20 protein-coding genes and 2 tRNA genes are annotated in these 20,772 nt (G+C 67.1%); 18 read left to right on the top strand and 4 right to left on the bottom strand.

Annotated features, from left to right (window positions below; translation table 11 throughout):
* Positions 1–83: 83 nt before the first annotated feature.
* Both ACRB8A_RS11610 and ACRB8A_RS11605 read left to right on the top strand, forming a co-directional pair.
* Positions 84–1,136, top strand: coding sequence for a 3-isopropylmalate dehydrogenase (locus tag ACRB8A_RS11610; RefSeq protein ID WP_050687267.1), 1,053 nt, complete (start codon positions 84–86; stop codon positions 1,134–1,136).
* A gap of 103 nt (positions 1,137–1,239) precedes the next feature.
* A complete protein-coding gene (locus tag ACRB8A_RS11605) occupies positions 1,240–2,352 on the top strand; it encodes a branched-chain amino acid aminotransferase (protein WP_056597330.1) in 1,113 nt (370 codons plus the stop codon).
* A gap of 92 nt (positions 2,353–2,444) precedes the next feature.
* Here ACRB8A_RS11605 and ACRB8A_RS11600 read toward each other — a convergent pair whose 3' ends face one another.
* The gene (locus ACRB8A_RS11600) at positions 2,445–3,041 is read right to left on the bottom strand and encodes a hypothetical protein (protein WP_056597332.1); all 597 of its coding nucleotides are present in this window, start codon (positions 3,039–3,041) and stop codon (positions 2,445–2,447) included.
* 124 nt (positions 3,042–3,165) lie between these two features.
* Here ACRB8A_RS11600 and ACRB8A_RS11595 point away from each other — a divergent pair, with 124 nt between their 5' ends.
* The 9 genes from ACRB8A_RS11595 to ACRB8A_RS11555 all read left to right on the top strand — a co-directional run bounded on the left by ACRB8A_RS11595 (position 3,166) and on the right by ACRB8A_RS11555 (position 11,286).
* Entirely contained in the window at positions 3,166–3,966 is an 801-nt protein-coding gene (locus tag ACRB8A_RS11595; protein WP_432244742.1) for an MBL fold metallo-hydrolase, read from the top strand.
* Between the two features lie 39 nt (positions 3,967–4,005).
* On the top strand, positions 4,006–4,782 hold the full coding sequence (locus tag ACRB8A_RS11590; RefSeq protein ID WP_050687260.1) for a fumarylacetoacetate hydrolase family protein: 777 nt from the start codon (positions 4,006–4,008) through the stop codon (positions 4,780–4,782).
* An 18-nt stretch (positions 4,783–4,800) separates the two neighbouring features.
* The gene (locus ACRB8A_RS11585; protein WP_050687258.1) at positions 4,801–5,058 is read left to right on the top strand and encodes a hypothetical protein; all 258 of its coding nucleotides are present in this window, start codon (positions 4,801–4,803) and stop codon (positions 5,056–5,058) included.
* Positions 5,059–5,113: 55 nt separating this feature from the next.
* A complete protein-coding gene (gltX, locus tag ACRB8A_RS11580) occupies positions 5,114–6,628 on the top strand; it encodes a glutamate--tRNA ligase (RefSeq protein ID WP_050687256.1) in 1,515 nt (504 codons plus the stop codon).
* Entirely contained in the window at positions 6,628–7,365 is a 738-nt protein-coding gene (locus ACRB8A_RS11575; protein ID WP_056597335.1) for an HAD family hydrolase, read from the top strand. Before gltX ends, ACRB8A_RS11575 begins: the two co-directional genes overlap by 1 nt.
* Before the next feature lie 202 nt (positions 7,366–7,567).
* Positions 7,568–7,639, top strand: a tRNA-Gln gene (locus ACRB8A_RS11570).
* Between the two features lie 127 nt (positions 7,640–7,766).
* Positions 7,767–7,839, top strand: a tRNA-Glu gene (locus ACRB8A_RS11565).
* A gap of 67 nt (positions 7,840–7,906) precedes the next feature.
* On the top strand, positions 7,907–9,673 hold the full coding sequence (locus tag ACRB8A_RS11560) for a dynamin family protein (RefSeq protein WP_050687252.1): 1,767 nt from the start codon (positions 7,907–7,909) through the stop codon (positions 9,671–9,673).
* Positions 9,670–11,286: a GTPase gene (locus tag ACRB8A_RS11555; protein WP_432244741.1), complete on the top strand. Its 1,617-nt coding sequence runs from the start codon at positions 9,670–9,672 to the stop codon at positions 11,284–11,286. The genes ACRB8A_RS11560 and ACRB8A_RS11555 overlap by 4 nt, the downstream gene beginning before the upstream one ends.
* A 41-nt stretch (positions 11,287–11,327) precedes the next feature.
* Here the strand turns inward: ACRB8A_RS11555 and ACRB8A_RS11550 are convergent, their stop codons facing one another.
* Positions 11,328–11,879 carry a DUF1697 domain-containing protein gene (locus tag ACRB8A_RS11550; RefSeq protein ID WP_050687247.1) on the bottom strand — a complete coding sequence of 184 codons (552 nt, stop codon included), beginning with the start codon at positions 11,877–11,879 and terminating at the stop codon, positions 11,328–11,330.
* Between the two features lie 41 nt (positions 11,880–11,920).
* Positions 11,921–12,640 carry an IclR family transcriptional regulator gene (locus ACRB8A_RS11545; RefSeq protein ID WP_050687245.1) on the bottom strand — a complete coding sequence of 240 codons (720 nt, stop codon included), beginning with the start codon at positions 12,638–12,640 and terminating at the stop codon, positions 11,921–11,923.
* Positions 12,641–12,753: 113 nt separating this feature from the next.
* Here ACRB8A_RS11545 and leuC point away from each other — a divergent pair, with 113 nt between their 5' ends.
* From leuC to ACRB8A_RS11515, 6 genes are all read left to right on the top strand, one after another.
* The gene (gene leuC / locus ACRB8A_RS11540) at positions 12,754–14,208 is read left to right on the top strand and encodes a 3-isopropylmalate dehydratase large subunit (protein WP_050687293.1); all 1,455 of its coding nucleotides are present in this window, start codon (positions 12,754–12,756) and stop codon (positions 14,206–14,208) included.
* Between the two features lie 8 nt (positions 14,209–14,216).
* Entirely contained in the window at positions 14,217–14,822 is a 606-nt protein-coding gene (gene leuD / locus ACRB8A_RS11535; protein ID WP_050687244.1) for a 3-isopropylmalate dehydratase small subunit, read from the top strand.
* A gap of 191 nt (positions 14,823–15,013) precedes the next feature.
* Positions 15,014–16,339 (top strand): UDP-N-acetylglucosamine 1-carboxyvinyltransferase, encoded by a 1,326-nt coding sequence (murA, locus tag ACRB8A_RS11530; RefSeq protein ID WP_050687242.1) that lies wholly within the window; start codon positions 15,014–15,016, stop codon positions 16,337–16,339.
* Between the two features lie 10 nt (positions 16,340–16,349).
* Positions 16,350–17,123 carry a lysophospholipid acyltransferase family protein gene (locus ACRB8A_RS11525; RefSeq protein ID WP_050687240.1) on the top strand — a complete coding sequence of 258 codons (774 nt, stop codon included), beginning with the start codon at positions 16,350–16,352 and terminating at the stop codon, positions 17,121–17,123.
* 14 nt (positions 17,124–17,137) lie between these two features.
* Positions 17,138–18,172, top strand: coding sequence for an NAD(P)H-dependent glycerol-3-phosphate dehydrogenase (locus ACRB8A_RS11520; RefSeq protein ID WP_050687291.1), 1,035 nt, complete (start codon positions 17,138–17,140; stop codon positions 18,170–18,172).
* A gap of 1 nt (position 18,173) precedes the next feature.
* The gene (locus ACRB8A_RS11515) at positions 18,174–19,322 is read left to right on the top strand and encodes a D-alanine--D-alanine ligase family protein (protein WP_050687239.1); all 1,149 of its coding nucleotides are present in this window, start codon (positions 18,174–18,176) and stop codon (positions 19,320–19,322) included.
* Between the two features lie 13 nt (positions 19,323–19,335).
* On the opposite strand, the gene ACRB8A_RS11510 is transcribed toward ACRB8A_RS11515, so the two are convergent.
* On the bottom strand, positions 19,336–19,836 hold the full coding sequence (locus ACRB8A_RS11510) for a DUF3515 domain-containing protein (protein ID WP_050687237.1): 501 nt from the start codon (positions 19,834–19,836) through the stop codon (positions 19,336–19,338).
* A 522-nt stretch (positions 19,837–20,358) separates the two neighbouring features.
* Here ACRB8A_RS11510 and ACRB8A_RS11505 point away from each other — a divergent pair.
* A complete protein-coding gene (locus ACRB8A_RS11505; RefSeq protein WP_432244740.1) occupies positions 20,359–20,763 on the top strand; it encodes a hypothetical protein in 405 nt (134 codons plus the stop codon).
* The last annotated feature ends 9 nt before the right edge of the window (positions 20,764–20,772 follow it).

Here is a 20,772-nt window from a genome sequence, read left to right as displayed (position 1 = left end):
TCATGCCCTGGGTGGATATCGCCGGGTGTTCGGATAATGAGACGGCTTGACCACCATATGGATGACTTGGCTACCCTGAAACCATGAGCGCATCCTCCATTGATCTGGCAGTTATTCCCGGCGACGGCATTGGCCCCGAGGTCATTGCCGAGGCCCTCAAAGTCCTGGAGAAGGCCGTTGCGGCCGAAGGTGTGGAGCTCAAGCAGACCGAATACAAGCTCGGTGCCGAGCACTGGCTGGCCACCGGGGAAACCCTCCCGGATGAGGTCCTGGCCGATCTCCGGACCCGGGACGCCATCCTTTTCGGCGCTGTGGGCGCGGCACCCGGTGACACCCGGATTCCGTCCGGGATCATCGAACGCGAGATGCTGCTGAAGCTGCGGTTCAGCCTGGACCACTACGTCAACCTGCGCCCGTCCCGCCTGTACGGGACCGTGGGCAGCCCGCTGGCCAACCCCGGAGTCATCGACTTCATCGTGGTCCGCGAAGGCACCGAGGGGCCGTATGTGGGCAACGGCGGCAGCCTGCGCACCGGAACCATCCATGAAGTGGCCACCGAGGTGTCCCTGAACACGGCGCACGGCGTGGAACGCGTGGTCCGGGACGCGTTCCGCCGGGCCAGCGAACGCGACCGCAAGCACCTCACCCTGGTCCACAAGCACAACGTGCTGGTCTTCGCCGGGCACCTCTGGAAGCGCACGGTGGAGGCCGTGGCGCAGGAATTCCCGGAGGTCACCCACGACTACCTGCACGTGGACGCCGCCACGATCTTTATGGTCACGGACCCGTCCCGCTTCGACGTCATTGTCACCGACAACCTCTTCGGCGACATTCTCACCGACCTTGCCGCGGCCATCACCGGCGGCATCGGCCTGGCCGCCTCCGGCAACATCAACATGGACCGGACGGCGCCTTCCATGTTCGAACCCGTCCACGGCTCGGCTCCGGACATCGCCGGCCAGGGCAAGGCCGACCCCACCGCCGCCATCCTCTCCGCAGCCCTCCTGCTGGACCACCTCGGCTTCACCGCGGCGGCCCGCAGGATCGAGGCGGCGGTGGTTGCCGACGTCGAACGCCGGGACGGTGCCGCGCGCTCCACCAGCGCCGTGGGCGACGCCATCGCTGCCGGGCTCTGAAGCCGCTCCGGAGCGTTCGTCTTCGGGCGTAAGCTTGATCCGAATCACCAAATGCCGCCCGACGTCCAGTGCTGAACAGAGGGCGGCCGATCGTGGAGGAACCATGACTCAGACTGCCCATGGCGTCGAATTCAGCCAGCAGCCCTCGGCCAACCCGAAGTCTGCGCAAGAGCGTGCTGCCATCCTGGCCAACCCGGGATTTGGCAACTACTTCACCGACCACACCGCCGTCGTCGACTACAGCGTGGACGAAAGCGGCAACGGCGGCTGGCACAGTGCACGGGTTGAGGCCTATGGGCCCATCAGCCTGGACCCGTCAGCGGCGGTGCTGCACTACGGCCAGGAGATTTTTGAGGGCCTCAAGGCCTACCGCCACGCGGACGGGTCCGTGTGGACGTTCCGGCCTGAAGCCAATGCCGCGCGGCTGAACAGCTCGGCCCGCCGGCTGGCCTTGCCCGAACTGCCCGCAGAATACTTCCTGGGTGCCATCCGGGAACTGGTGTCCGCGGACCGTGAGTGGGTTCCCGGCGGCGACGGCGAAGCCCTTTACCTGCGGCCGTTCATGATCGCCACAGAGGCATTCCTGGGCGTCCGGGCAGCCCGCGAAGTTTCTTTCCGGGTCATCGCGTCGCCGGCCGGCAACTACTTCGGCGGCGAATTGAAGCCCGTTTCCATCTGGATCTCCCGCGAATACGCCCGCGCAGGCCGCGGCGGCACCGGTGCAGCCAAGTGCGGCGGCAACTACGCCGCGTCGCTCATTGCCCAGCAGGAGGCGGAAGCCAACGGTTGCAAGCAGGTGCTGTTCCTGGACCAGGCCAACGACAATGCCGTTGAAGAACTCGGCGGCATGAACGTGTTCTTTGTGATGAAGGACGGCTCGCTGGTCACTCCCGCGCTCACCGGCACCATCCTCGAAGGCATCACCAGGATGTCCGTCATCCAGGTGGCCAAGGACATGGGCCGCGAGGTCAGCGAACGCAAGATCACCCTGGACGAATGGCGCGACGGCGTGGCCTCCGGCGAGATCGCCGAAGTGTTTGCGTGCGGAACAGCGGCCGTGATCACCCCTATCGGTGTGCTCCGCGACGCCACGGAATTCATCGGTTCCGAGGACGCCACAGCCGGTGAAACCACCATGGCCATCAGGACCCAGCTGCTGGGCATCCAGACCGGCGCCGTCCCGGACACGCACGGCTGGCTCACCCGCCTGGCGTAACCGGTTCACACAGCGCAGCAGCGCCCGTCGGGTCTTGGCCCGGCGGGCGCTGCTTCTGTTCCCGGGTGTTTTACACGCCCGACGGCGGCCCGTTAGCGCCGTGCGGCCTTGCGGGCTGCGTTCTTCAGGGCTTTGCGGGACACCGGCTTGAGTGCCTTCCGCGCGGCTTCCTCAGCCAGTGCATGGTCCCGGCGGGCGTCAATGACATCGTTCCAGAGGGCTGTGGCGAAAGCGCCGCCGTCCTGGGCATAGGCATCGTACGGGTAGGCGGCAAAAACGGCCGGTGTGGTGCCGCCGTTGGGAAGGTCCGTCCCGGCGGCCTGCGCTGCTGCGTCCCCTACGGCCCAGGTCCGGGTAAGGTGCGGGGTCAGGTTTTCCTGGACGAAGACGTTGGCGTCGGCCGATTCAGCAGCCCGCGCCAGCAGGGCTTCAAGGTCGGCGGCAAGCAGGGCGGCCGCAGCTTCCTCCAAGGGTGCGGAGGATGCCTTCAGCTCCGCTGCCGCGGCCTGCACCGCGTCGGTCCAGTCCGAGGTCTCACGGAACTTCTTCCAGGTGGGGAACCACACGATGCTCCCGGTGGCGTGGTTGTGGATGTGCTGGAGTCCGCTGTTCTTTTCGGTCGCTGCGTGGTCGTGGCCGGCCGCATCCGCTTCGGAGAGAATGCCTGCAAGGGTGGTGGTGCTGCTCATGGTGTCTTTTCCGGCTTCCTGGTTGACTGCAAGTGGTCTTCACCCGTGGTCAACGGCTGCCGCTCCCGGTTCTATTCCGGCGGCGACGACGGTCGGCATGCCCGGCCGGTGCAAGGATGGTGTGGTGACACACGCTTCCGGACCCGCCCCGCAGCGCACCTCCCCGCTGACACAGTCCATCCTGGCCCCGAACCCCGGGCCCATGTCCCTGGACGGAACCAACTCCTATCTGGTCCGGCGGCCGGGCTCTCCGGACGTGGTGGTGGTGGATCCCGGCCCGTCGGACGAAGGCCACCTGCAGGCCCTGGCCGGGCAACGGCGGGTGGTGCTGATCCTGGTGACCCACCGGCACGCTGACCACACCGAGGGTTCGCGCCGCCTGCAGGAACTCACCGGCGCACCGGTGCGGGCCGCCCTCCCGGAACACTGCCACGGCGGGCCGCCGGTCCGGGACAATGAGGTGATCCTGGCCGCCGGTGTGGACATCACCGTCCTTGCCACTCCCGGCCATACCTCGGATTCGGTCTGCTTCCACCTGCCGGCGGACCAGGCCGGGACCGGTTCGGTGTTGACCGGCGACACCATCCTGGGCCGTGGCACCACCATGCTGGACTTCCCGGACGGCACGCTCGGGGATTACCTGGCCAGCCTGGACCGGCTCGCGGAGCTTGGTCCGGCGACGGTGCTGCCCGCGCATGGTCCGGTTCTGCCGTCGGTGGCGGCGGCGGCCGCTGCCTACCGGGAGCACCGGCAGGGCAGGTTGGTGCAGGTCCGCGCCGCGCTGCAGCGGCTGGGCCGGGACGCCACCGCCGGTGCGGTGGCGGACGCTGTTTATGCCGACGTCGACCGTTCCGTCCGGCGGGCGGCGGAACTGTCCGTCGCTGCCCAGCTCCACTACCTCCGCGAAGGTGGCGGCGGACAGTAGCCGGCGGAGTGGCGCGGCCGGGACGGTAGGCTAGGGACCATGCGTATTGCCAGGTTTGTTGTTGATTCCGATCCCCTCTACGGCGTTGTTGAAGGTGATGCCGGCAGTGAGGAAGTCACTGTCATCCAGGGTGACCCCTTCTTCAATGGGGTGGAGCGCACCGGCGTCCGCCACAAGCTGGAGGACGTCCGGCTGCTGGCCCCGATCATCCCGCGCAGCAAAGTCATCGGCGTTGGCCGGAACTATGTCGCCCACGCCGAGGAACTGGGCAACGAAGTGCCGGCACAGCCCCTGCTGTTCCTGAAGCCCAACACCGCCGTGGTGGGTCCCAACGATCCCGTGGTGCTGCCGGAATTCTCCGAGGAAATCTCGTTTGAAGCCGAACTCTGCGTGGTGATCGGCCGGATCTGCAAGGACGTCCCCGAGGAGCGGGTTGACGACGTGATCTTCGGCTACACCTGCGGCAACGACCTCACGGCCCGGGACGTGCAGAAAACCGACCTTCAGTGGGCCCGCGCCAAGGGCTTTGATACCTCTGCCCCGCTGGGGCCGTGGATCGAAACCGAACTGGACACCGAGGACCTGCAGATCCAGGGCCGCCTGAACGGTGAACTGCGCCAGGACGGCAACACCAGCCAAATGATCCGCGGCGTCCGCGAACTCGTCTCTGTGGTGTCCCGGGCGTTCACCCTCCTTCCCGGCGACGTGATCATGACCGGCACCCCCGCCGGTGTGGGTCTCGTCACGGCCGGGGACCGCTTCGAGGTGGAAATCGAAGGCATCGGCCGGCTGTCCAACCCGATCGTCCGCCGCTAAGGCCGGCCCGGGGGAGCGTTGCGCAGGGTACCCGCCGACGCCGGCCAGTGGGAGGCCACCCGCCGGCTGCTGACCGGCCCCCGCACCGTCCGGTCCTTCCTGACGTACGCCGTGGCCTGTGTGGGCACCTTCGCCATGGCCGGGCGCGCCGTGCACTGGCTGGGCGGCCCGGTCTGGCTGGTGCTGGTCTTCCTTGGCCTCGGCGTGCTGCTGGCCGGCTACTATCTGGTGCGCGTGCTGCGGCGCCGGTCCCGGCCAGGCGGCAGCCGGGGCTGAGACGCGGGGCCGGTTCGTAGCGGGGCTGGTGGCAGGCGGTAAAGTTGAAGCCACTATGACTACTGCTCCCGCGTCAAATGCTGCCTCCATCCCGTCCGTCACCGCGGATACGCCCGTCAGGGTCCGTTTCTGCCCGTCACCCACGGGTACCCCGCACGTGGGCCTCATCCGGACCGCCCTTTTCAACTGGGCGTACGCACGCCACACCAAGGGCACCATGGTGTTCCGGATCGAGGACACCGACTCCGCCCGGGACAGCGAGGAAAGCTACCACCAGCTTCTTGACGCGCTGAAGTGGCTCGGCATCGACTGGGACGAGGGCGTCGAGGTGGGCGGCCCGCACGAACCCTACCGCCAGTCCCAGCGCAGCGACATCTACCAGGACGTCATCGCCCGGCTGCGGGAGGGGGGCTTCATCTATGAATCCTTCTCCACCCCGGACGAGATCGAAGCCCGCCACCGCGCCGCGGGCCGGGACCCGAAGCTTGGCTACGACGGCTTTGACCGTTCCCTCACCGCGGAACAGGTGGCTGACTTCAAGTCCCAGGGCCGGGAGGCTGTGCTCCGTTTGCGGATGCCGGACGAGGACCTGACCTTCAACGACCTGGTCCGCGGCGAGATCACCTTCCGCGCAGGATCAGTGCCCGACTTCGCCGTGGTCCGTGCCAACGGCGCACCGCTCTACACCCTGGTCAACCCGGTGGACGACGCCCTGATGGGGATCACCCACGTCCTGCGGGGCGAGGACCTGCTCAGCTCCACACCCCGCCAGATCGCGCTGTACCGCGCGCTGTACGCGGTGGGTGTGGCCAAATACATGCCGGAGTTCGGCCACCTGCCGTACGTTATGGGCCAGGGCAACAAGAAGCTCTCCAAGCGCGATCCCGAGTCCAGCCTCTTCCTGCACCGCGAACGGGGCTTCATCCCCGAGGGCCTGCTGAACTACCTGTCCCTGCTGGGCTGGTCGCTGAGCGCGGACGAGGACATCTTTACGGTGGAGCAGCTGGTGGAGAACTTCGACATCCACGATGTTTTGGGCAACCCCGCCCGGTTCGACCTGAAAAAGGCCGAAGCCATCAACGGCACCCATGTCCGCCTGCTGCCGCCCGAGGTGTTCCGTGAACGGCTGGTTCCCTACCTCCGCACCGCCGGCCTGGTGGGGGAGATCCTCACGGATCGCGAGGAACAGATCCTGACGGAGGCCGCACCGCTGGTGCAGGAACGCATCACCCTCCTGGGCGAGGCGCCGGAGATGCTGGCCTTCCTGTTCAAGGCCGACGACGCCATCGACGTTGCGGACGATGCCCGCAAGGGGCTGCCCGAAAACCTGGCGGAGGTCCTTGCTGCCGCCATTGCCGCCCTCGAGCCGGTCCAGGACTGGACACCGGAGAGCATCCAGGCAGCCTTGAAGGAAGCCCTGGTCGAAGGCATGGGCATCAAGCCCCGCCTGGCGTTCGGCCCCGTCCGCACTGCTGTTTCCGGCCGCCGGATCTCCCCGCCCCTGTTTGAATCCATGGTAATCCTGGGCAAGGAATCCTCGCTCCGCCGGCTCCGGATGTTCGGCGGCTGATGCCGGGCACAGGCACCGGGCAGGGCCGGGCCCTGGCGACGCCGTTCGGGCGCGTCGCGGGCATCCTCTTTGACATCGACGACACCCTGGTGGATCTGGGGTACGCCATGACCACCGCGTTGCGCGAAGTCAGCGAGCACCTCCTGCCGGGCCTTGACCAGGCCGGCTGGGACCGCTTCGGCCGGATCTTTACCCACGAAAGCACCCACTACTACGATTCCTACCTCGCCGGGGAGCTGACGTTCAACGAACAGCGGCTGCTGCGGGGACGCGCGGCCCTGGGCCACTTCGGGGTGGACCTGGTGGATGAGGTCGAATCCCACCGCTGGCTGATGGCCTACGCCGATAAACAGCCGACCTACGTCAAACCGTTTCCGGATGTGCTGCCGCTCCTGGACGCTCTGGACGCCGCCGGGATTCCCTACGGTGCGGTCAGCAACAACGTCCACGACTACCAGCGGGCCAAGCTGGACAGCGCCGGGCTGTCCCGCGTTGGCACGCTGGTGGGCACAGACACGCTGGGCGTTGTGAAACCCGATCCTGCCATCTACCTCGAGGGTGTCCGGCTCCTCGGCACGGAGCCAGGCGGGACCCTCTACGTGGGCGACAACCTGCTCCTGGACGCGGAAGGCTCGACGGCGGCAGGCCTGCTGGGCGTTTGGCTCAACAGGACAGGGGAGCCCGGCGCGGGCTACAGCGGTCCCGTGGTCCAGTCCCTGTCCGAACTGGTTCCCTGACCGCTGAGTGCCTGCCATCAGGAAAGGTCCGTCAGCTGCGGCTGACGGACCTTTCCTGTCCGGGACCTTCCTGCCCTGAAGGCGGCCCAGGACACGGCAGCTCGCCGATTTGTGCGAGCCGCGAGACTCGGGTAGAGTAATTTCTCGTGCTGAGGCGCACGGAGCGGGGCGAAAGCCCGGAATTCCGGCCCCAAAGTATCATTGGGATATGGTGTAATTGGCAACACTACGGTTTCTGGTACCGTCATTCTAGGTTCGAGTCCTGGTATCCCAGCTCTGTTTGGAAGGCTGAAAAGCTGTTCACCCAGAACGTTTCATCCGGTCCGCCGATTTGAAACGGAAGCAAAGTGTATGAAATAATCACTGAGCTTGTCCGGCAGGAATGCGGGACGGAAGTACTTGGCCCCATCGTATAGCGGCCTAGTACGCTGCCCTCTCACGGCGGTAACGCGGGTTCGAATCCCGCTGGGGTCACACATTAAATGGTCCCGGGCATCCGCCCGGGACCATTTTTGCTTAACCAAACTGGCATGATGGTCCTGTGACCACCCGGAACGAGCCGCACACCACGGTCCCAGCGCAGGGACCGCACGATTCCGCCGCGGTGCAATTGCTTGAAGCCGTCCGCAGTGGCCTTGCCGCGGTGACCCTGCCACTCGAATTGCCCGCCGCCGGCCAGGCCCGCCGGGATGCCGCCAATGCCGTCGCCCAGCTTGATGACTACATCCTTCCCCGCTACCGCAGCCTGGAGGCGCCGTTGCTGGCCGTCGTCGGCGGATCAACCGGCGCCGGCAAATCCACGCTGGTCAATGCCTTGGTGGGCCATCCCGTCACCCGCTCCGGTGCCATCCGGCCAACCACCCGCCAGCCCGTCCTTCTGCACCACCCCTCGGAAGGGCGCTGGTTTGACGGCCAACGGGTGCTGCCGGGCCTGGGCCGGATCAGGGGCCCGCTGGCGGACACACCGGGGCCACCGGATCCGGGCAGCCCGGCTACCGCGCCCGCCCTGGAGCTCCTGGCTGACCCCGCGGTCCCCCAAGGGATCGCCCTCCTCGACGCCCCGGACGTGGACTCCATCGCCGACGGGAACCGTGCCCTGGCGGGCCAGCTGCTGGCGGCCGCCGATCTGTGGATCTTTGTCACCACGGCGAACCGGTACGCCGATGCCGTGCCTTGGCAGCTGCTCCTGAATGCCGCGTCGCGGGACATTATGGTGGCAGTGGTGCTGGACCGTGTTCCGCCCGGCGCCGAAGACGAAGTGAGCGCGGACCTGCGTTCCCTCCTGGACCGGGAAGGCCTCGGCGCCGCCCGGCTTTTTGTGATCCCCGAGACCAGCCCTGACGTCCGGGGCATGCTCCCCGTCGGGATGGTCGGGCCGTTGCGGACGTGGCTGGAAGAACTGGCTGCCGATGCCGCCGGCCGGGCCGGGGTTGCCCGGCGCACCCTTAACGGCGCAGTCCGGGCGCTGGCGGCCCGGATTTCCGTTGTCGCCCAGGCGTCGGACGAACAGCGGGACGCCGCGGCACGGCTGGCGGACGGTGCTGAGGCTGCCTACAGCAATGCCGCGGCCCGGATCCTCGAGGCGAGCAGGGACGGCGCGCTGCTTCGGGGCGAGGTGCTGGCCCGGTGGCAGGACTTTGTGGGCACCGGCGAGTTCTTCCGCACCCTGGAACAGAATGTGGGCCGCTTCCGGGACCGCATGGGTGCGTTTTTCCGGGGCGAACCGGAGCCCGCGGTCAGAGTGGAAGCTGCCATCGAAACCGGCCTGCTTGCTGTCATCACCGACCAGGCAGCGAAGGCCGCCGAGGAGGCAGACCAGTGGTGGCGCTCCGACCCTGCCGGCCGCCACCTCCTCGGGGCCGCGGACCTGTCCACCACCTCGCCCGGCTTCGGTGCCCGCGCTTCGGCCGAAATCCGGGCCTGGCAGGAAGCCCTGATGGAGCTCATCCGGACTGAGGGCCAGGGGAAGCGGACACAGGCGCGGTGGCTTTCCTTCGGCATCAATGGGCTCGGCGCCGCGTTGATGATTGTGGTTTTTTCCATGACCGCCGGGCTCACCGGACTCGAGGTGGGGGTAGCCGGCGGGACGGCCGTGGTGGGCCAGCGGCTGCTTGAAGCCGTGTTTGGTGAGGATGCCGTGCGCCGGATGGCGGAGAAGGCACGGGAGGACCTCGCCGCCCGCTGCGTGCGGCTCCTGGCGGACGAGCAGCAGACATTCCTCAGCCTGCTGCCCCAAACCGGGGACGCCGCCACGCAGGCCCTTGCTGCGCAGTCCCGGGACCTGCTCCGGCTCGCGGAGCAGGCGTGAGCCGCCATAGCGGGCCCAGGGAGTTCTCAAGCCTGGACCGCAGGCTGCAGGCGCTGCACGACGCCGTTGACGCGGCGGCCGGCGTCCTTCCCGAGCCGCCGCTGCAGGCAGTGCTGGAGGTCCTGGCGCGTGCCAGCTCACGCCGCTCGCTGTCCGCCGACCATACGGTGGTGGGTTTTTTCGGCGCCACGGGCAGCGGGAAATCCTCGCTGTTCAATGCCGTCAGTGGCGCAGACATCGCGATGACGGCCGCCCGCCGTCCCACCACATCGGAACCACTGGCAGGCGTCTGGGGTGCGGACGGCAGCGGACCGATCCTCGACTGGCTCGATGTGGGCCAGCGGCACCGGGCAGATCCGGTGGAAGGCTTCGCGGACGAGTCCACCGGGCTGATCCTGCTGGACCTGCCCGACTTCGACTCGACCAGGGAAGCCAACCGCGCCGTTGTTCAACGGATGGTTGGCTTGGTGGATGTGCTGGTCTGGGTCCTGGACCCGCAGAAATACGCCGATGCAGCAGTGCACCAGGGCTTCCTCGCACCGCTGGCAGCCCACGGCGCCGTGACCCTGGTGGTGCTGAACCAGGTGGACCGATTGCCGTCGCCCGATGTGGCACCGGTCCTCGAATCACTCCGTGGCATCCTCTCCGGTGAAGGACTGGGCGCGGTGCGGGTGCTGGCTGCATCCGCGGTGACCGGACAAGGCGTTGACGCGGTGCGGACGGCCATCCGCACCGCTGCCGTGCAACGCAGGGCACAAGGACAGCGGCTGGCTGCGGATGTGGCCAGGGCGGCAGAGGAGCTGGCTGCCGTGTCCGGATCCGGCAGGGCCGCTGGAGTGCAGCCGGCGTCCAGGAAGCAGCTGGCGGCGGAACTGGCCGCCGCGGCGAACGTCCCGGTGGTGGTGCGCGCTGTGGCCCGCTCCTACCGGTTGGAGGCAACCCGCAGGACCGGCTGGCCTGTCACCCGTTGGCTGGCGAGGTTCCGGCCTGACCCGTTGCGCCGGCTCAACCTGCGCAGCAGCGCCCCTGCCGAAGTGAACCGGACGTCGCTGCCCCCGGCCGGAGCTCCGGAACAGGCACGCACTGACGCTGCGGTCCGCGCATTTGCTGATGCCGCCGGCGCGGGGGCTCCGGGTCCGTGGCGCGCGGCCATTCGGGCTGCGGCCCGGGAGGCACGCGACCGGTTGCCTGACGCGCTGGACCAAGCCATTGCGGGAACAGACCTCGCTGCCAACAAGAGGTCCTGTTGGTGGGGAGTGTTCAATGTGGTGCAATGGCTGGCACTGCTCACGGCCGCGGCGGGACTTGGCTGGTTGGCGGTCCTGGCCGGCCTGGGCTACCTGCAACTGCCCGTGCCGGAGGTTCCCCGGGTGGAAGGCTGGCCCGTCCCCACGGTGTTGATCGGGTTGGGTGTGGTCCTGGGGATTCTCCTGGCCCTCGCCGGGAGGTTCCTCGCGGCCGGCGCAGCAGCCGCGCGGGCGGCCACGGCCCGGCGTCGCCTCCATATGGCGGTGGCTGCCGTGGCCCAGGAGCAGGTGGTGGGCCCGGTGGAGCGGGCGGTGGATCGGTCCGCAGCCTTCGCTGTGGCCCTCAAGAAGGCCTCAGCCAGGTAGGGGAGCCAGAGCCGGCCGCGCGTTTACGGCCCGGGCGCAGGCTACTGCGCTGCGGCCTGTAACACCGCGACGGCGTCACGCACCTTGATGAGGGTGCGCAGGTTCCGGGTGGTGGTGGCCGATTTGAATTTTGGTTTGGCGGTGAGTTTGCTGAACGGGCTGTCCAGGGTCCCGCCCGCAGGAGCCAGCCACGCAACGGCCTCCGGGGCAAGGCGTTGCCGGCTGGATTCAGGCAGGTCTGCAGCTGCCGCCATCAGGTCGTCCAGTGCCGCCGGCTCCGACGACACGGTCACGTACGTGTGGGTGGACTTGTCGTCCTCGGGGTAAGGGCACGCGGCCACCAGCTGGGCAACCCTGCCGGCCGCCAGGACCACCACCCAGGCGTCATAGCCGAAGGCCTTCCGCAGGCATTCCTCGATGTCCTTTTTGACGTCCGCTGCGGCCGAGGTGCTGGAAAGCACCACGTTGCCGCTGGCCAGGAGCGTCCGCACGTCTGGATAGCCGCGCTCCACCAGGGCTTTGCGGAGGTCCGCCATCTTGATGTTGATCCCGCCTACATTGATGCCGCGGAGAAAAACTGCGTAGCTGCCCATGCCCGAAAGCCTAGCGGCCCGGCGCGCCCGCGGGGGAGGGCTCAGTCGTTGTTTTTGCGCAGTGCCTCGGTCAGCACCCGGGCTGCGTTGCAAACCACTTCGGCGTGCAACCTGCCGGGCTGACGCGTGAGCCGTTCGATCGGGCCCGAAATGGAGACGGCCGCGATGACCCGGCCGGACGGGCCGCGCACCGGTGCCGAGACGGAAGCGACCCCGGGCTCGCGCTCGCCGAGGCTCTGCCCCCAGCCCCGCCGGCGGACGCCCGCCAGGACCGTGGGCGTGAAACGGGCTGACTGAAGGCCTTCAAGGAGGCGGTCATGGTCCTCCCAGGCGAGCAGGACCTGCGCGGCTGAGCCGGCCTTCATGGACAGCTGGGTGCCCACGGGAATGGTGTCGCGCAGGCCGATGGGCCGTTCAGCGGACGCCACGCAGACGCGCCAGTCACCCTGGCGCCGGAAAATCTGCGCACTTTCGCCGGTGGCATCGCGCAACTGCATCAGGACGGGGCCGGCAGAGGCGATCAGGCGGTCTTCGCCGGCGGCGGAGGCGAGCTCCACGAGGCGGCTGCCCAGCACGAACCGGCCCTGGATGTCGCGGCTGACCAGCCGGTGGTGCACCAGGGCCAGGGCCAGGCGGTGAACCGTGGGACGGGCCAGTCCCGTGGCAGCCACAAGCTGCGCCAAGGTGGTCGGGCCGGCCTCGAGCGCGTCAAGTACATGGGCCGCTTTATCAATGACGCCGACTCCACTAGAATTGTCCATGTAATGATATTGCCGTCTCATTATCTGAGATGCAAATCTTTCGGCTGGCGGATTGCAGAGCCGTACTGATTCAGTTGAGCTATTCAGCCAAACAGCAGTGAAGGGAGATGGCCATGGCAAAGACATTGGCCGAGAAGGTCTGGGACGCACATGTGGTGCGTAAAGGGGACGGCGAAGGAGCCAACGCCCAGCCTGATCTTCTTTTCATCGACCTTCACCTGGTGCATGAGGTTACCTCGCCGCAGGCTTTTGAGGGCCTCCGGTTGGCGGGCCGGCCGCTGCGCCGTCCGGACCTGACGATCGCCACGGAGGACCATAACACCCCCACACTGGACATCGACAAGCCTATCGCGGACCTGACCAGCCGCACCCAGATCCAGACGCTGCGCAACAACTGCGCGGAATTCGGGGTCCGGCTGCACAGCCTGGGCGACGCCGAACAGGGCATCGTGCATGTGGTGGGCCCTCAGCTGGGCCTCACCCAGCCGGGCATGACCGTAGTGTGCGGCGACTCGCACACCTCCACCCATGGCGCCTTCGGTGCGCTGGCGATGGGCATCGGCACCTCCGAGGTGGAGCACGTGATGGCCACCCAGACGCTGTCCCTGAAGCCGTTCAAGACCATGGCCATCAACGTTGAAGGCACGCTGCGTCCCGGCGTCACGGCCAAGGACATTATCCTGGCCGTGATCGCCAAGATCGGGACCGGCGGCGGCCAGGGCTACGTCCTGGAGTACCGCGGCTCCGCCATCCGCGCGCTGTCCATGGACGCCCGGATGACCATCTGCAACATGTCCATCGAGGCCGGTGCCCGCGCAGGCATGGTCGCTCCGGACGAAACCACCTACGCCTACATGCAGGGCCGCCCGCACGCTCCCGAAGGAGCGGACTGGGACGCCGCCGTCGAATACTGGAACACGCTGCGCACCGACGACGATGCCACCTTCGACGTCAGCGTTGACCTTGACGCCGACACGCTGGAGCCGTTTGTTACGTGGGGCACCAACCCCGGCCAGGGCGTCTCGCTGTCCCAGTCCGTGCCGCGCCCGGAGGACTTCGGCGACGAAAACGCCAAGGCCGCCGCGGAACGCGCACTGCAGTACATGGGATTGACCGCCGGTACGCCGATGAAGGACATCCGGGTGGACACGGTCTTCCTGGGCTCCTGCACCAACTCCCGCATGGAGGACCTCCGTGCGGCCGCGGACATCGTCCGCGGCCGGGTCAAGGATCCGAACATCCGGATGCTGGTGGTACCCGGCTCGGCCCGGGTCCGGCTCGAAGCCGAAGCCGAGGGCCTGGATAAGGTCTTCACCGACTTCGGTGCCGAGTGGCGGTTCGCCGGCTGCTCGATGTGCCTGGGCATGAACCCGGACCAGCTTGAGGTGGGGGAGCGCTGCGCTTCCACCTCCAACCGCAACTTCGAAGGCCGGCAGGGCAAGGGTGGGCGCACCCACCTCGTCTCCCCGGTGGTCGCTGCAGCCACCGCAGTCCGCGGCACGCTCAGCTCCCCCTCGGACCTTGAGCCGGCCCCCGAATCCGCCGCCATCCGCATCGACGCAGCCTAGGACACGCCATGGAAAAGTTCACCAAGCACACCGGCACCGGCGTCCCGCTGCGCCAGAGCAACGTTGACACGGACCAGATCATCCCCGCGGTGTACCTCAAACGCATCACCCGTACCGGGTTCGAGGACGCCCTGTTCTCCGCCTGGCGCAAGGACCCCGCCTTCATCCTGAACCAGGAGCCCTACAACACCGGCTCGGTGCTGGTGGCCGGCCCTGATTTCGGCACCGGGTCCTCCCGCGAGCACGCCGTCTGGGCCCTGAAGGACTACGGCTTCAAAGCCGTCCTGTCATCCCGTTTCGCGGACATCTTCCGCGGCAACTCCGGCAAGCAGGGCCTCCTGGCCGCCGAGGTTGCCCAGGATGACATCGAGCTGATCTGGAAAGAACTGGAGAACGCCCCCGGAACCCAGGTCACGGTTGATCTCGAGTCGAAGACCGTGGTGTGCGGCAACATCGTGGCGCCCTTCGAAATCGACGACTACACCCGCTGGCGCCTACTGGAGGGCCTGGACGACATTGGCCTGACCCTCCAGCACGAGGAAGACATCACCGCTTACGAAGCCACCCGGCCGGTCTTCAAGCCGAAAACCCTTCCGGCGCGGCTGTCACAGTAGCTCCCGCCTCACAGCGGGGTGGCTCCCGTCCTGCAGTCCAGGACGGGTGCCACCCCTTTTTTGTTGCCGTGGTGTTTACCGCCACGCCCTGCTTTCGGCCCCGCTTATTTCGGTTCGGTAAAGCCACCTCCTATGCTTGGTGGGAGCCTTTGCAAGGACTTGGGGGCGAGTGATCGTAAGGAAACCGGTAAATGAGTAGTGTTCTGACAATCCGCGGCGGCGTCCCGCTTACAGGCCGCGTCACCGTCCGGGGGGCCAAGAACCTGGTCCCCAAAGCGATGGTGGCTGCGCTGCTGGGAAACGAACCCTCCGTATTGCGGAACGTACCGGAGATCAAGGACGTGGAGGTGGTGACCTCCCTCCTGCAGCTGCACGGCGTCACGGTCGCGAAGGACCCGGTGACGGGCGACCTGACCCTGGACCCCAAAGCTGCCAAGACAGCTTCCAGCACCGCCATTGACGCCCACGCCGGCGACTCCAGGATTCCCATCCTGCTCTGCGGGCCCCTGATCCATGCGATCGGCGAGGCCTTCATTCCCGACCTGGGCGGCTGCAAGATCGGCGACCGGCCCATCGACTACCACCTGGACGTCCTGCGCCAGTTCGGTGCCGTCGTGGAGAAGCGACCCGGCGGCATCCACATCTCCGCCCCCAAGGGCCTGCACGGCGCCAAGATCTCCCTGCCGTACCCCTCCGTCGGCGCCACAGAGCAGGTGCTGCTCAGCGCAACCCGGGCGGAGGGCATCACGGAGCTTTCCGGTGCGGCCACCGAGCCGGAAATCATCGACCTCATAGCGGTGCTGCAGAAAATGGGCGCCATCATCAGCGTCCAGACAGACCGCACCATCCGCATCGAGGGCGTCCGTGACCTTGGCGGCTACAACCACCGCGCACTCTCGGACCGCAACGAATCGGCGTCGTGGGCTTCCGCGGCGCTGGTCACCCGCGGCGACATTTTTGTGGAAGGCGCATCGCAGCGGGATATGATGACCTTCCTGAACACCTACCGCAAGGTGGGTGGCGGAATGGACATCGGCGAGGACGGCATCCGTTTCTACCACCGGGGCGGAAAACTGAACCCGCTGGTCCTGGAAACCGACGTGCACCCCGGCTTCATGACCGACTGGCAGCAGCCGCTGGTGGTGGCCCTGACCCAGGCCGAAGGCGTCTCGATTGTGCATGAGACCGTTTACGAAAACCGCTTCGGCTTCACCGATGCGCTGATCCGCATGGGTGCCAGCATCCAGGTGCACCGCGAATGCCTGGGCAGCGTGCCCTGCCGCTTCGGCCAGCGGAACTTCCTGCACTCCGCCGTGATTTCCGGACCCACCCAGCTCACAGGAACAGATATCGACGTTCCGGACCTCCGTGGCGGTTTCAGCCACCTGATCGCGGCGCTGGCGGCCACCGGCACCTCGCGTGTCACCGGCATCGACATCATCAACCGCGGCTACGAGCGTTTCACCGAAAAGCTCGCCGGCCTGGGCGCCGACTTCGACATCACCACCACCAAGTAGCGGGGCCACCGTGAAGGAACCGGCCCTCAGCAGAGCCACATTCATTTTCATCGCCGGCGTGGTCCGTCCCCTCCTGAACGTCATGATGGCCAAAAAATGGGAAGGGACGGAGAAGCTGCCGGCGGGCGGCTTCATCGCCGCGCCCAACCACTGCACGGAAATTGATCCGCTGGTGGTGGGGCATATGCTCTATAACCGGAAGCGGGCGCCGCACTTCCTCGCGAAGGCCGGGCTCTTCAAGGTCCCGGCGCTGGGCTGGCTGCTGCATTCCACCAAACAGATTCCCGTGGAACGCTCGACGGCGGGCGCGAACCGCTCGCTGCAGGTCGCCCAGGAAGTTGTCGCCGAGGGCGGGGCAATCGTTATCTACCCCGAAGGCACCCTGACCCGTGACCCCGACCTGTGGCCGATGAAGGGCCACACCGGGGCCGCCCGGCTCGCCCTTGAGGGCGGCATCCCCGTGGTGCCCATTGCCCACTGGGGCGCCCACGAAGTTTTCCCCCGCTACGGCAAACGCTTCCACCTCTTTCCCCGGAAACACTCTCGTGTCCTGGTGGGCGACCCCGTCGACCTGAGTGCCTTCGAAGGACGGCCGCTGGACAAAGCCACCCTCTCCGGCGCCACCGAGGCGATCATGGACGCCATCACGGAACTGCTCGCCACCCTCCGGAACGAAGAGCCTCCGGCGGAGCGCTGGGATCCCGCCAAACAGCAGCAGGCCCGGCACGGCAGGTTCATGGACCGGGGCCAGGATCCGTCCGGCGCAGGAACGGAAAATCCGTGACCCCTGAACGTGTGATGGCCGGCTCTGCCCGCTCCGTAGCGGTCCTGGGTGCCGGCTCCTGGGGAACAACCTTCGCCAAGATCCTCGCTGATGCCGCTGCGGCGTCCGGGGAAGAGCGCAGCATCCGCATCTGGGGGCGGCGCCCCGAAGTGGTGGACCAGATCAACGCCCGGTCCCGGAACCCGCAGTACCTCAAGGACGTCGAATTGCCCGCGACCATCACGGCATCCGTTGACGTCCGGGAGGTCCTCCGGGACGCGGACCTTGTGGTCCTCGCCGTCCCGGCGCAGTCGCTGCGGCCCCAGCTGCGGGAGTGGGCGGGCATGATCGGGCCCGATGCAGTGGTGGTCTCCCTCATGAAAGGCCTCGAACTCGGCACCGACGCCCGGATGAGCGAGGTCATCGGCGCTGAACTCGGCCTGCCACCCGAACGCATCGCCGTGGTATCCGGCCCCAACCTGGCGATGGAAATTGCCCGGGAGGAGCCAACAGCCTCCGTGGTGGCCTGCACCGACTCCGCTGTGGCCGGCTGGATCGCCCGGACCTGCACGGCGCCGTATTTCCGGCCCTACACCACGGCTGACGTGGTGGGGGTGGAGATCGGCGGGATCGTCAAGAACGTGATCGCCCTGGCCGTAGGGATCTGCGAAGGAAAGCAGATGGGCGACAACACCAAGGCCTCCGTCATCACCCGTGGACTGGCGGAAACGTCCCGCCTTGCCTTGGCGCTGGGCGGCGATGCGCAGACCATGGCCGGATTGGCAGGCCTGGGTGACCTCGTTGCCACCTGCTCATCCCCGCTGTCCCGGAACCACACCGCCGGCCGGCTGTTGGGCGAGGGTCTGACCCTTGACGAGGTGGGCCGGAAAATGACCCAGACCGCAGAAGGCATCAAATCCGGCCAGGCGGTGCACGAATTGGCCGCCAAACTGAACGTTGACATGCCCATCACGGCCGCCGTGGTGGCTGTCCTGGCGGGCAGGCTGTCCGTAGACCAACTGGGACCGGTGCTGCTGTCCCGGGAACTCAAACCTGAAGGCGATTACTGACATGTCCCACGACAAACTGACAGCAGGGGAAACGGCGGGCCGGGCCAAACCCCGGGTTGCTGTCCTCTTCGGCGGCCGGTCCAGTGAGCACGCGGTGAGTTGCGTCACCGCGGCAGGCGTTTTGGGCGCCATCAACAAGGATAAATACGAGGTCATCCCCATCGGGATCGCCAAGTCCGGGCAGTGGGTCCTGGCGTCCACGGATACCGCGCAGTGGTCCCTGGCCGATGAGTCCCTGCCCGAAGTCGCTGCGTCGCTGGAGACGGTGACCCTCGCTGAAATCGGCGGCGAACACCAGCTGATCGTTGCCTCACCCAACGAGGTGCCCCGGGAACTGGGAACAGTGGACGTGGTCTTCCCGCTGCTGCACGGACCCTTCGGGGAGGACGGCACCATCCAGGGCATGCTGGAACTCTCGGACACCCGCTACGTGGGCGCCGGTGTCCTGGCCTCCGCCGTGGGCATGGACAAGCACTACATGAAGGTGGTCTTCGAAGCCGCCGGGCTCCAGGTGGGCCCCTACATCGCCGTCACCGACCGGCAGTGGCTGACCGATCCCGAAGCCGTGCGCAAGCAGGTGGACCGCCTTGGTTTCCCCGTTTTCGTCAAACCGGCACGCGCCGGGTCTTCCATGGGGATCTCCAAAGTCGATTCACTGGCGGACCTGGATGCCGCCGTCGACGAAGCCCGCCGGCATGACCTCAAGCTCGTCATAGAGGCCGGGATTGTTGGCCGGGAGATCGAGTGCGCCGTGCTGGAAGGACGGGGAACTGACGCGCCGCGGACTTCCATGCCCGGCGAGATTTCCGTGGCCGGCGGAACGCACGAGTTCTACGACTTCAACGCCAAATATGTGGAGGATGACGCGGCCGCGCTGAGCTGTCCCGCGGACATCCCCGCCGAGGCGATTGCCCGGGTCCGGGAACTCGCCGCAGCGGCGTTCGACTCGGTGGGCGCCGAGGGCCTGAGCCGGGTGGACTTCTTCTACACCGGCCAGGGCGAGCTGATCATCAACGAAATCAACACCATGCCCGGTTTTACGCCAAAAAGCATGTACCCGCAGATGTGGGCCGCGTCCGGGCTGGACTACGCCGACCTGATCGATGAATTGATCCACCTGGCCCTGAACCGGAAAACGGGCCTCCGCTAACCGCCCCCGGGGCCTACTGGCTCTTTGGCAAATTCTGCAGTTCCTCCTGGCCCACGCAATTGCGCTGGGCCGGGACCTTGCCGGCGGCGGTGGAAAGATCCGCCAGTACGGTGGCGGAACTGATTTTGTCCGGATCCATCAGGATCTCCGTGGCCGGTTCGCGGCCATACGTGGTGAGGGTCCAGACCGGGTCACCTTCCCGGATCACCCAGTCGATGCCGTTCACAGTGACGCAGCGGTCAGTGGTGGGGCCGGGCACGTTGACCCCGCAGCGGAGGATCACCTGTGACGGATCGCCCCAGGCCGCGGTGGCCTGGCTGTTCGTCTGGCGCAGCCGGGAATCGCCGATCGCATCCGGAAGCGCGACCATCATCGGTGCGCAGGCCGGATTTGCGGCGTCACCGGCGGCTGCGACGTCGACGGCCGGGGCACAGGCTGCCAGGGGGAGCGCCGCCATGGCGCACAGAAAGGCTGTCGCGGTGCGGGGAAACGGGATTCGGCGGGGGGCAGGCATTGATTAAGCCTAGCCGGGGAATTACGTTTGGTTTTCGGGTTCCGGTCGGGCCCAAAGACATAACATATGCTGCTGGGAGTCACCTTCCAGTAGACTGACGAGGTTGGGTGCCGTTGGCGCCACGAATATGCAAGGTCTTCGCAGCTGCATCCGGCAGCGGATCGATGAACTTGGGGGGAAGGAAATCCGATGGGTCTTTGTGGCGTGAAAAGAAATGCCGGGCGGGCAATTGCGGGGCTGTCTGTCTCTGCAATCCTCCTAGCTGGTCCGGTCAGCGGAGCTTTCGCCACGGACATCGTGCTTCCGACACTGCCTCCGGCGACTGGAGCCCCCACGGCCCCAGGCCCCAGTGACCCTACCGGAGAACCCGAAGTTCCAGGGGGATCTGATCCCGGTACGACCGATCCGGGTACAACGGATCCAGGAACGACCGATCCGGGTACAACGGATCCAGGAACGACCGATCCGGGTACAACGGATCCAGGAACGACCGATCCGGGAACTGTAATCCCCGTTCCGGAGGTGCCCGTTCCTGTTGAGCCGGCCCCGGCACCGGCACCCGTTCCGGTCCCGATCGAACCCGTGGTGCCGGCCCCGGCCCCGGAAGTGGTTTTCGAACCCGAGGTTCCCATTGAGGAGCCCGCCCCCGCCGTGGTGGTCCCGGTTGTTGAGGAACCCGCGCCGGAACCCACCCCGCCTGCGGTGCCCGAGCCGGCCGTGCCCGTGAAAGCGGCGGCCGTGGCCAGCGCTGAGCAGCCCACCGCCGTCATCGAAGCCAAAGTCCAGGCCGTTGTTGCAGCAGCCACGGGCAGCCCGGTCGGCGTCCAGGCTGCGGTGGTTGTCTTCCTGCTGGGACTAGGCTATGCCTACTTCCGGTTCCTGGGTTCAAAACGGGTGATGGGAACACCAAAGCCGGGCAAGTCCTAAGGGATGCGA

Origin of the sequence: Arthrobacter sp. G.S.26, from assembly GCF_050847375.1 — a bacterium.
Classification (GTDB): domain Bacteria; phylum Actinomycetota; class Actinomycetes; order Actinomycetales; family Micrococcaceae; genus Arthrobacter.
The sequence above is the reverse complement of the archived record's forward strand: the minus strand, read 5'-3'. Positions and strand labels throughout refer to the sequence as shown.